We start from the raw sequence: 10,353 nt of genomic DNA on the forward strand, positions 1-10,353 counted from the left end.
CATGGCCGGAGATGGCGATGTTTTCGATTGCCTTGCCGACTCTGCCAGGTGGGGTTAGCGCTATTGAAGAAAGAAGCCGACTTGCGTCGGCTCCGGCAGTACGTCCGAAGGTGCTTGAGGCTTGTTCTCCACCCGCACCCACCACTCACACTACACCTTCAATTGCGGGCCATCATGCGCGAAAGACAAATTTCTTGCGATGTTTTTCGGCGCTGCCTCCAGCTCCGGGCCCAAATTCGGCGACCCATGCATGCTACAAAATGACCCAAGTCCGACATTCGAAAAGACTGGCCGACAACATATGAATGCGGATAGGCCAGCTGCGGCAAGTGTTGTTTGCATCGACGAAATGCGCCTGTGCCTCAAAACCATCCGGCATGCGAGCCTGGCACCTACTCAACCTGAGATACCGAGGCGATATGAGTGGGCGGTTCACCTTGAGAAAGAAATTCTCGCCAGCCGCCAAATCCTGTGATGTCTATCGCACTGTCCAGGCCATCCTGCTCACAAATAAAGCCTTTCACCCAACCGCTCACAGCGAGTTCGAGCGTGCCTATGCCGAGCGGTGGCGGGATGTCCTTGATGAATGCGCCGACCGCAGCCAGCGGCAACGCCCACACCTCGAGGTAGATGGCTGCGCCGTCGGCATCGCGCACCAACCCAGGGCGCGCCGGCCCGTCGCCCGCAAGGGCGTAAAGCCGATAGCGGGGCACGGTGCGATCGGCGCGCAGAAAGCGTGCGCCGTGTCGGGTCAGCTCGCCGTTTAGCGCCATGCCGGACATGTGGGCGCCAACAACGGCAAGCTCAAGCTCGCCAGCTTCGGTGTGGTTTTCAGACCTAGCCGGCGGTGGCACGGTAGCGCTGGGCGCCGTGGCGTGATGAACCGCCGCGGCCAACGCCGCGATTTCGGCGTCGTTACCGGCGGGGGCAAGCAAGGTGACTCCGCCAGGAAGCCCGTCTCGGCGCGGGGACACAGGCACCGCCACACCGCACAAATCGAGAAGGTTGACGAAATTGGTGTAGGTGCCCAGCAAGGCATTGGTACGAATAGGGTCGGCCTCCACCTCTACAACACTGTAAAGCTTAGGTACGGTTGGCACACAAATCATATCAACAGTGGCCATCAGCGTCTGCGCCGGTCGCTTCAATTCGGCGAAGCGGTAAAACCCGTGGAACACGTCATGGGCACCGAGGGTCGCGGCCTTTCCGATGACCTCGCGTGTCACCGGATGCAGTGCCCCAGGATCATCCCTGAGTAACGACTCAACCACCGCATAGCGCTCAGCGATCCACGGTCCCAAGTAAAGCAAGTCGGCTATCTCGTAGAAGACCGAGAAATCCAGTTCGACGATGTTCGCGCCGAGCTCCCGCAGCGCTTCAAGCGCGCCTTCGAACATATCAGATTGGATCGCGTCACCGAAAAACCGCCGTGTCACGGATGAAGGAACGCCCACCTTGACCTGCGTCGGCAACGCGCTGGACGCACGCACGGGCATCGGTCGTGAGTACGGGTCGTCGGCATCATAGGCCGCGACCGCGCGATATGCGCGCTCGGCGTCGGCTACTGAAAGAGCGAATATGGATACCGTATCGAGCGTGCGGCACGCTGGCACGACACCAACGGTCGAGATTAGGCCGCACGACGGCTTGAGACCGACGATGTTGTTCATGGCTGCTGGCACGCGGCCTGAGCCAGCGGTATCGGTTCCGAGCGCGAAGCTGACTATGCCGTGCGCCACGGCGACGGCGGAGCCAGAGCTCGAGCCACCTGGAACGAGCGAGGGATCGCACGCATTGCGCGGTGGCGCAAAGGGCGTCCGCAGTCCGACCAATCCCGTCGCAAACTGATCGAGATTGGTCTTGCCCACGGGAATCGCGCCCGCCGCGCGCAGCCTGGTGACACAGGTGGCATCGCGCTCGGCCACATAAGCAAAAGCGGGACAGGCCGCGGTCGTCGGCATCCCAGCGACGTCAATGTTGTCCTTAACCGCAAATGGCACGCCCCACAACGGATAGGCCACGGGATCGAAAGGCGAGAGAGCCAGCGCCGCAACCGAAAGCGTGTCAGCATCGGCGATGTGCAAGAAAATGCCAGGATCCTGCGCCCGCTCAACGCGTGCCAAGACCTCCCTCATCATAGCCACGGGATCGGCGCCCGCGGCATAGGCCGTGTGCAGGCTCGGCACATCGAAGGCTAGGTCATTCATCGCTCGCCTCGAGGAAGCGGACCGGTCTTTCCCAATGGATCAATATTACGCAACCCGACTCGGACCATACGGAATGCTCGCTGCCTAAGGGGTTGAAGACCACGCTGCCCGCCTCATAGTCGCCATGTTCGTCCGATTGCGCACCGTCCAGCACCATGATCGTTTCCAGGCCTTCGTGACGGTGCCGCTGCACCGTGGCGGCGGGAGCGTAGCGCAATAAAGCAACCGCCGGCTCTCCCACTATCAGGCGACAAATTTCCACGCCGCCGGCGAAGGGCTCAAACGTCATGTCGCGCCAACTTCCAACCAGCAACCCAGGCAAAGCAATCTCAGCCACGACTTAGTCCTTCCAAAATTTCGTCCACAGTTGCCGCCCAACCAACAATGCCGCCCTGCGCTACAATCATATCGATGGTCGCGGCTTTGAAGGCGGGAAAGTAACTCTCTGTCGCGTCCGTTGCGAGCAGGCAGTCGAATCCGCGGTCGTTGGCTTCGCGCATAGTGGTTTGCACACAAACTTCTGTCGTGACGCCGGCAAGGACGAGCTGACGAATACCAGTACTGGACAAGTGGTTTGTGAGATTAGTGTTAAAGAATGCTCCCTTGCCAGGCTTGTCGATGACCGCTTCTCCTGGCAAGGGCGCCAGATCGGGAACGATCTCGGTCCCGGGTTCTCCGGCGATGAGAAGGCGGCCCATCGGCCCGGTGTCACCGATCTTGAGGCGTGGTGCGCCACGCTCGCGCTTTGCGGGCGGACAGTCCGACAGGTCTGGCCGATGGCATTCGCGCGTATGCATGACCGGCAGCCCGCCGGAACGGAACCCATCCAGCAATCGCTTGACGACCGGAACGGTCGCGCCAAGTGGCGCGACATCATTGCCCAGGCTTTCACCGAAACCACCAGGCTCGATGAAATCGCGCTGCATGTCTATGATGAGCAGTGCGAGCGCGTCCTTGTCGAAGGAAAAAACGAAGGGTCGGGCGGCGATCTCTGCCATCACCCGTGTCCCGCCATGTGATGGCCAACTTCGTGCATGTCAGCGGTATCGATCGGTGTTTCGAACGTAATACGGCCCTCCGACATGACGAGCACACGGTCGGCAAGTTCGAATATCTCGTCCAGATCCTCGCTCAACAGCAAAACGGCGGCGCCGGCATTGCGCGCGGCCATGACCCGGCTGCGAATCTCAACGACTGCCGAGAAGTCGAGGCCGAAGCAGGGGTTCGAGATGATAAGCAGGTCGACCGGGCCCGACAGCTCGCGCGCGAGCACGGCACGCTGCACATTGCCGCCGGACAAGTCACGCATCGGGCTGTCGAGTGAATTCGTCTTGACCTTGAAGGCTTCGACAAGCTCTGCGGCTTGGCGAGTCATGTCACGGCGCTTGAGCCAGAACCGCTGGGCCCCGGTCGACGTCGCATCGAATGTGCGGAAGGAAATATTTTCGGCCACGCTCATGCGCGGGGCACAAGCGTTGCGCAGGGGCTCTTCGGGCAGATAGCGCACCTTGTGTCGCTGCGCTTCCGCGCGCGTTGCACCGTAGCTTTCCCCACGCACTTCGATGCGCCCGGCGGTCAGCGGTCGTTGGCCGGCCAGCATTTCCATGAACTCCATTTGGCCGTTGCCGGAGACTCCAGCGATCCCGACGATCTCGCCTGCGCGCACGTTGAGATGGTCGATCACGATCTCGGCGACCCCGGCGCGATCTTCGGCGCGCGCGTCCTTAACCACAAGCACCGGCTGCCCCGGTTCTCCGACGCGTTTCGCAGGCTCGCCGAGACTGTCATCGCCGACCATCATCCGGGCCAAGTCGATGTGGCCGAGCTGCACCACTTTGCCCTGGCCAGCGCAATGACCGCGACGGAGAACGGTCACGTCATCAGCATAGGCCGTGACCTCGCGGAACTTATGCGAGATCATCAGGACGGTAATCCGGCCGGCCTGGGTCAGGCCGCGCATGAGCCCGAGAACCTCATCGGCCTCGTCAGGCGTGAGGACGGAGGTGGGCTCGTCTAGAATGAGAAGACGGCGACCGAGATAGAGCTGTTTTATGATCTCCAGCTTCTGCTTTTCGCCAGCAGCGAGCCGCGCAACCGGTACCTCGAGAGGAACCTGGAACGGCATCGTGGTCATGAAATCGGCTAGCGCACGGCGCTCGCGCTGCCAGTCCAGGACCCGCGGCGCATCCTCGCGGCTGATGACCATGTTCTCTGCCCCGGTCAGCGACGGAACCAGAGTGAAATGCTGATACACCATGCCGAGTCCCACGGCATGGGCTTGGCGTGGATTGGCTATTTCGACCTGGTGATCGTCGATCATAAGCTCGCCAGCGCTTGCCCGATAGTAGCCCATGATGCACTTGACCAACGTCGACTTGCCTGCGCCGTTCTCGCCGAGCAAGGCGTGAAAGGAGCCAGCCGGCACTTTGATAGAGACATCGTCGAGCGCGGTGAATTCGCCGAAGCGCATAGTCATGCCGACCGTCTCGAGCCTGACAGCGCTCATGGCAAGTTCTGTATGAATGCCGCCGAATTCGAAACGCTGCCGAATACGCCGCCCTGCATCTTCACCATCCTCACTGCCGCCTGATGATTCCCACGGTCGGTAGCGCCGCAACAATCCTCGAGAAGCAGACACTCGAAGCCGCGATCATTGGCTTCGCGCATGGTGGTGTGCACGCAGACATCGGTGGTGATGCCGGTCAGCACGAGATTATCGATCCCGCGGGTGCGTAGCATGAGCTCGAGGTCGGTTGCATAGAAGCTGCCTTTGCCCGGCTTGTCGATCACGGGTTCCTCGGCAAACGGTGCCAGCTCGTCAATAATCTGCCAGCCAGGCTCACCGCGCACGAGAATGCGCCCACACGGGCCCGGATCGCCGATGCCGGCATCGATCTGTCGTGAGCGCCAGCGCTTGTTGGCCGGCAGATCGGCAAGGTCTGGCCGATGTCCCTCGCGGGTATGGAAGATGTGATAGCTTTTCTCACGCATGGCTGTGAGAACGGCCTTGATCGGCTCGATCGGGGCGCGCGTCAGATTGAGATCATAGCCCATGCTGTCCACATACCCACCGGGTCCGCAGAAATCGATTTGCATGTCGATGACGATCAGCGCCGTGTTGGCTGACTGGAGATCACCATTGAACGGCCAGGCATAGGGGTCGGCGGCGATAGTGCTCATTCGGTAGCTCCTACGAGGGTTTCGCCGTAACGGCGGCCCGGCGCATCGAACCCGCAGGACGTGCCATCAGTGACGGCCACCTCATCCTCCCATGGCAGGCGATAGCACCCAGCAACCAGATCCATGGTCGCCATATTCCGCCTTGCCTTGCCGACCATGGTGATGATGCCCGCGGTCTGCGCGGCAAGATCATCAGGCGTCACGACGGTGGGAAGCTGCATCTGCACCATCCCAAGCACCACACCGTTGGGCGATTTATTTAGGCCGCCGAGACCATTCATGGTTTGCTCCCTATTTGGTAATACTGAGCTCGCCCGGCGCACCCTGAATGGCATGCGTCGTAGAGCTACTTGCCACGAGAATGACGAGGGTGAGCACGTAAGGTGCTGCGTAGAACAGGTAATAGCCCTGCGTGACACCGACAGATTGCAGTGCCGGCCCGAGCGCACCGGCACCGCCGAATAGCAGCGCAGCCCAGAAGCAGGCCATCGGGTTCCAGCGGGCAAAGATTACCAATGCCACTGCCATCAGGCCCTGGCCGGAGGAAATGCCCTCGTTCCAGCTGCCGGGATAGTAGAGCGAGAGATACGCTCCGCCGATACCGGCCAAGGCGCCGCCCGCCGCTGTTGCCAACAGGCGCACAAGGTTGGGATGGAGTCCCAGCGCTAAGGCTGAGTCTGTACTGTCGCCGACAACGCGGACAACGAGGCCGATGCGCGTGCTGCGGAACATCCAGCTCATGGCGACCGCCAAGGCGATCCCCATAAGAAATAGCACGTTGACTTTGAGCGCCGCTTCGACTTGCGGAACTTCGGACCACCAGCCGAAGGAGATGGCGGGCAAATCGGGCGCGACAGGTTGGATGTAAGGCTTGCCGAAGAAGAAGGCGAGGCCGAGACCGAGCACCATCATGGCAATGCCGATGGCGATGTCGTTTACTCGTGGCATCCTGCAGATCCACCCATGCACCAACCCGAAGACCACGCCGGCCATCGCCGCCGCCATCACGCCGACCCAAGCCAAGCCCGACTCATAGGCAACCGCGTAGCCGGACATGGCACCGAAGACCAGCGTGCCCTCAAGACCGAGATTGATTCGGCCCGCGCGCTCGGTAAGGCACTCTCCAAGGCTTACAAAGAGGAAGGGGGTGGATACCCGGATGGCGCCGCCGAGCACTGCCAAAGGCACTCCCCAGAGACCGATGTCCGTTTCACTCATCTACCGCTCCAGCGCTCGGGCGCGAATATCTTAAACCGCCCATAGAGCGTTTCACTCAAGAGGATGGCGATGAAGACGAAGCCTTGCAGAACTAGGACCGTCGCATCGGGCAGATCCATGCGCCTCTGGACCAACCCGCTCGAAGCCTCGAATCCGGCGAGCAGCATTGCGACAGGAATAATGGCGAGAGGGTTATGGCGAGCGAGGAACGCGATCAGGATGCCGGTATAACCGAAGCCGACGGCGAGCGAGCCGTTAGCGGCACCATGCACCGCCGCCACTTCCATCATGCCGGCGAGGCCGGCGAAAGCGCCCCCAAGCGCGGTGAAGCTTACGATCAAAGCTCCAACGGGTAGATTCTGAATTTGTGCGGCCCGTACATTTCCCCCGGCGATCCGAGCGGCAAAGCCCCAGCGTGTGCGCTCCATCAGAACCCAACTGACGAAGCAGGCGACGATACCAAGCGCGAGACCCCAATGGACATCGAAGCCCGGCATGTTGCCGACGCGAAAGGCATCATCCAGAGGCGCGGTTGATGGCTTGTTGAGGCTGCCGGGATCACGCAATGGCCCCTCGACCAAGTGATTCATTAGCGCAATGGCAATATAGGCCATCAACAGGCTGGCAATGGTCTCGTTCACACCGCGCCGATGGCGCATCAAGCCAACCGCGCCCATCCACACGGCACCGGCAAACGCGCCGGCGATACCCATCAGCGCCATGCCGAGAGCACCCGATGCGCCGGCTGCCGCCGTACCCACGGCACCCGCAGCGACTCCGCCCAGGACGATTGCCCCTTCACCGCCGATGACGATCAGCCCGAGCCGTGCGGGCAGCGCGACACAAAGCGCCGCGAGCAGCAGTGGCGCCGCGCGCGACAATGTGTTCTGCCAAGAGAAGACCGAGCCGAAACCGGCCTTGTAGATGAGGCTGTAGAACTCGATCGGCGATTTGCCGAGTATGGCGAGAAATACGCCAAAAACGAGCAGGCCCACAAACAAGGCACCAACGGGTAGCGCGATGAATTCGGCACGCCGTGCCAAGGCCGAAAGGCCGGCTAGCGGCGGACGCATATCGTCCGCCGCCAACTCTGTAAGAGCGCTCACGGCGGGATCGCCGGCCAGTACGCTCAGGTAGTCGAGCCGATGACGCCCTCGACGAGATAGTCCATGCTCTCGAGCTCGATGGCGTTCTCGACGAATGTCTGGCCTGCCGTGGCAATCATGTTGCCCTTGTTGTCCTTGAGCGGACCCTTGATGGCCGCGAAATCACCCTTCAGGATCTCCGCCATGGTGCCGTCGAAAGCGTTGCGCGCGGCGTCGCTCACCGCTGGCCCAAGCGGGCTCATCTTGATAAAGCCGTCGGCTAGACCGCCACGGATGAAATTGTCGATCGGCTGGCCTGCAAGGTAGGCCTCGACCATGCCGGTGTAGACCGCTGCCCAGTTCCACTCGGCGCCGGTGAGATACTGCTCGGGAGCGAGTGGGCTCTGGTTCGCGTGGTAACCGCAGACATAGGCGCCGCGGGCCGCCGCAATTTCAGCCACCACCTTCGGCCCGTCGACATGGCAGGTGATGACATCGGCACCCTGGTCGGCGAGCGCATTGGTCGCCTCTGCTTCCCTGACCGCGAGCGACCACTCGCCGGTAAAGATCGTCTGGCACGTGATCTCCGGATCGATGGAGCGGGCGCCGAGCAGGAAGGAGTTGATGTTGTTGAGCACCTGCGGAATCGGCTTGGCGGCGACGAAACCGATCTTCTTGGTCTTTGTCGCGAATGCCGCGGCAACACCGTTGAGATACTGCCCCATGCCGATATAGCCAAAATAGGAGCCGACATTGCTCGGATGCACCTCGCCGTTCCAGAGGCCGCCGCAATGCTGGAAGCGCACCGACTCGTATTTCGGCGCCACAGCCAGAATGTGCGGGTCGAAATAGCCGAACGAGGTCGGGAATAACAAAGGCGCTCCGTCGAAATTGATCATGCTCTCCATCGATTTCTGCACGTCGATGGTCTCGGCCACGTTCTCCTCTTCGATGACGGTAACACCCTCAATGCCCTTGACCGCGGCAGCCCCCTCGGCGTGCGCCTGGTTGTAGCCGTAGTCGTCTTTCGGGCCGACATAGATGAAACCCACCGCCAGGCCGGCTGCACGGGCAGCGCCCATGGGCAGGGTGCTGCCAAGGGCTACGGCTCCGGCGAGCGCGGTGGTGGAGTGGAGAAATTGGCGACGAGTGAGGGTACCCTTGCTTGCCATCTCGAAAACCTTTTGTTGCTCCGGCCATGCCGGCGTTGATCTAGTGGCGCGAACAGTAATAGGCATCGAGCGACTATGTCTTCTGCTAGATTTTCATCGCTGTGGTGATAAATTCGCACCAGTTGTCCGTATGAGGTTTGGCATGAGGCACTTACGTACCTTCGAGTATGTCGATGCGGTGGTCAGAGTCGGCTCCATCCGCAAGGCGGCAGAGGTGCTCTCGATCACGCCGTCGGCGCTTAACCGGCGCATTCAGGCGCTCGAGGAGGATCTCGGCGAGCAGGTGTTCGAGCGTTTGCCCCGCGGCGTGCGCCTTAGCGCCGCTGGTGAAATCCTGATCCAACATATCCGCGAGCAGATATCCGATATGGATCAGGTGAAGTCCAAGATCGCCGATCTATCGGGCGTCCGTCGCGGCAATGTCAACATCGCCTGCAGTCAGGCGCTCATTCCCTATTTCTTGCCCGAACAGATCACGCGGTATCGCCAGGACCACCCGGCGGTGACGTTCGCCGTTTATGTGCGGGACCGCACCGCTGCGGAAGAGGCCCTGGCGTCATTCGCCGCAGATGTAGCGCTCGTATTCGAACCGGTGCGCTTCGCCAAATTCTACACTCTACTCAAGGTCAAGCAGCCGGTGCACGCGGTAATGGCAGCCGATCACCCCTTAGCAGAGCAAGAGACGGTACGGCTACGCGACTGTCTGCAATATCCTGTCGCCATGCCGTCGAAGGGGTTCGGCGTGCGGCAATTGCTGGAAAGTGCGGTCGCACGCACTTCGCTCAGGTTCGAGCCCATGATCGAATCGGATTCCTTTGACTTCCTTCGCCATCTCTCGGTAGCCAAGGGTATGGTGTCGTTTCAGATTCCCATCGGCCTTGCCACGCAGACGTCGACAACGAGCGCACTCGCACATATCCGTGTCGACCCGCGCGACCTTGCTGAAGGCGTTCTCTATATGGGACAGCTCCAGGGTCGTTCGCTACCAGTTGCGGCAGCACGTTTTGCCGACCAGCTCGCTACCGCCCTCAACGCCCGCTATGATTGTAAATGATCGTCATTCGATCATTGCCAGGTGATGTCGGCAGCCATAGATAAATTGCTTTCCATTTGGCATGCACAAGAGGGGCACGCGACTTGGCCCCTGAACGTCGCCTCATGTGTAGGTTTCCGGGTAGGAGCACGCCGAGCGACGCGGGGCATCGCTCACACGACGCCGGCTTGCGGCGAGGCTTTGCGGATAGCTTCGCTGTAAGCGGTGTCGCTGTGTTCGGTGGTGATGGTGACGATTCGCTTCTCGATTTCGAGGAAGACGTCCACCACGTCCGGATCGAAGTGGCCGCCGGGGGCTTCACTGAAATCCAGTGTGTTTTGCCCGTTGGCGCCGCCGTCAATGACGTCGTACCCTTCCCACCCGTTCAGGTGTTCCCAGCCCAAGGGGCTGTTACTGTCGGAGCCGATGATCGTATCGTTGTGGGTCGAGCCTCGTAT

General features: G+C 61.1%; 10 protein-coding genes and 1 pseudogene. 1 reads left to right on the forward strand and 10 read right to left on the reverse strand.

The annotated features are described in order from the left end of the window. Positions 1 to 392: 392 nt before the first annotated feature. The 9 genes and pseudogenes from atzF to QF629_12790 form a co-directional block, all read right to left on the reverse strand. The gene (atzF, locus tag QF629_12750; protein MDP6014392.1) at positions 393 to 2,207 is read right to left on the reverse strand and encodes an allophanate hydrolase; all 1,815 of its coding nucleotides are present in this window, start codon (positions 2,205 to 2,207) and stop codon (positions 393 to 395) included. Next, positions 2,200 to 2,544 (reverse strand): cupin domain-containing protein, encoded by a 345-nt coding sequence (locus tag QF629_12755; protein ID MDP6014393.1) that lies wholly within the window; start codon positions 2,542 to 2,544, stop codon positions 2,200 to 2,202. The genes atzF and QF629_12755 overlap by 8 nt, the downstream gene beginning before the upstream one ends. Beyond that, positions 2,537 to 3,205, reverse strand: a complete 669-nt coding sequence (locus QF629_12760; GenBank protein ID MDP6014394.1) for an isochorismatase family cysteine hydrolase — start codon at positions 3,203 to 3,205, stop codon at positions 2,537 to 2,539. Before QF629_12760 ends, QF629_12755 begins: the two co-directional genes overlap by 8 nt. Beyond that, positions 3,205 to 4,713, reverse strand: coding sequence for an ABC transporter ATP-binding protein (locus tag QF629_12765; GenBank protein MDP6014395.1), 1,509 nt, complete (start codon positions 4,711 to 4,713; stop codon positions 3,205 to 3,207). Before QF629_12765 ends, QF629_12760 begins: the two co-directional genes overlap by 1 nt. Then, the gene (locus tag QF629_12770) at positions 4,710 to 5,387 is read right to left on the reverse strand and encodes an isochorismatase family cysteine hydrolase (protein MDP6014396.1); all 678 of its coding nucleotides are present in this window, start codon (positions 5,385 to 5,387) and stop codon (positions 4,710 to 4,712) included. Before QF629_12770 ends, QF629_12765 begins: the two co-directional genes overlap by 4 nt. Before the next feature lie 113 nt (positions 5,388 to 5,500). Beyond that, positions 5,501 to 5,668 (reverse strand): annotated as a pseudogene (gene amiF, locus QF629_12775) (formamidase). 10 nt (positions 5,669 to 5,678) lie between these two features. After that, positions 5,679 to 6,605 carry an ABC transporter permease gene (locus QF629_12780; GenBank protein ID MDP6014397.1) on the reverse strand — a complete coding sequence of 309 codons (927 nt, stop codon included), beginning with the start codon at positions 6,603 to 6,605 and terminating at the stop codon, positions 5,679 to 5,681. Beyond that, positions 6,602 to 7,738, reverse strand: coding sequence for an ABC transporter permease (locus QF629_12785; protein MDP6014398.1), 1,137 nt, complete (start codon positions 7,736 to 7,738; stop codon positions 6,602 to 6,604). The genes QF629_12780 and QF629_12785 overlap by 4 nt, the downstream gene beginning before the upstream one ends. Then, positions 7,735 to 8,862: a BMP family ABC transporter substrate-binding protein gene (locus QF629_12790; GenBank protein MDP6014399.1), complete on the reverse strand. Its 1,128-nt coding sequence runs from the start codon at positions 8,860 to 8,862 to the stop codon at positions 7,735 to 7,737. The genes QF629_12785 and QF629_12790 overlap by 4 nt, the downstream gene beginning before the upstream one ends. A gap of 142 nt (positions 8,863 to 9,004) precedes the next feature. Between QF629_12790 and QF629_12795 the strand changes: the two genes are divergently transcribed. Beyond that, positions 9,005 to 9,916, forward strand: coding sequence for a LysR family transcriptional regulator (locus QF629_12795; protein MDP6014400.1), 912 nt, complete (start codon positions 9,005 to 9,007; stop codon positions 9,914 to 9,916). A 152-nt stretch (positions 9,917 to 10,068) separates the two neighbouring features. On the opposite strand, the gene QF629_12800 is transcribed toward QF629_12795, so the two are convergent. After that, positions 10,069 to 10,353: hypothetical protein (locus tag QF629_12800; GenBank protein MDP6014401.1), on the reverse strand; the 285-nt coding region annotated here is incomplete at its 5' end.

This window comes from Alphaproteobacteria bacterium, assembly GCA_030739735.1.
Lineage (GTDB): Bacteria > Pseudomonadota > Alphaproteobacteria > UBA7887 > UBA7887 > UBA7887.

Bases quoted from the DNA above. Each gene is read 5' to 3' on its own strand.
- atzF (MDP6014392.1), bottom strand. From the start codon at position 2,207: ATGAATGACCTAGCCTTCGATGTGCCGAGCCTGCACACGGCCTATGCC.
- QF629_12760 (MDP6014394.1), bottom strand. From the start codon at position 3,205: ATGGCAGAGATCGCCGCCCGACCCTTCGTTTTTTCCTTCGACAAGGAC.
- QF629_12765 (MDP6014395.1), bottom strand. From the start codon at position 4,713: ATGAGCGCTGTCAGGCTCGAGACGGTCGGCATGACTATGCGCTTCGGC.
- QF629_12770 (MDP6014396.1), bottom strand. From the start codon at position 5,387: ATGAGCACTATCGCCGCCGACCCCTATGCCTGGCCGTTCAATGGTGAT.
- QF629_12780 (MDP6014397.1), bottom strand. From the start codon at position 6,605: ATGAGTGAAACGGACATCGGTCTCTGGGGAGTGCCTTTGGCAGTGCTC.
- QF629_12790 (MDP6014399.1), bottom strand. From the start codon at position 8,862: ATGGCAAGCAAGGGTACCCTCACTCGTCGCCAATTTCTCCACTCCACC.
- QF629_12795 (MDP6014400.1), top strand. From the start codon at position 9,005: ATGAGGCACTTACGTACCTTCGAGTATGTCGATGCGGTGGTCAGAGTC.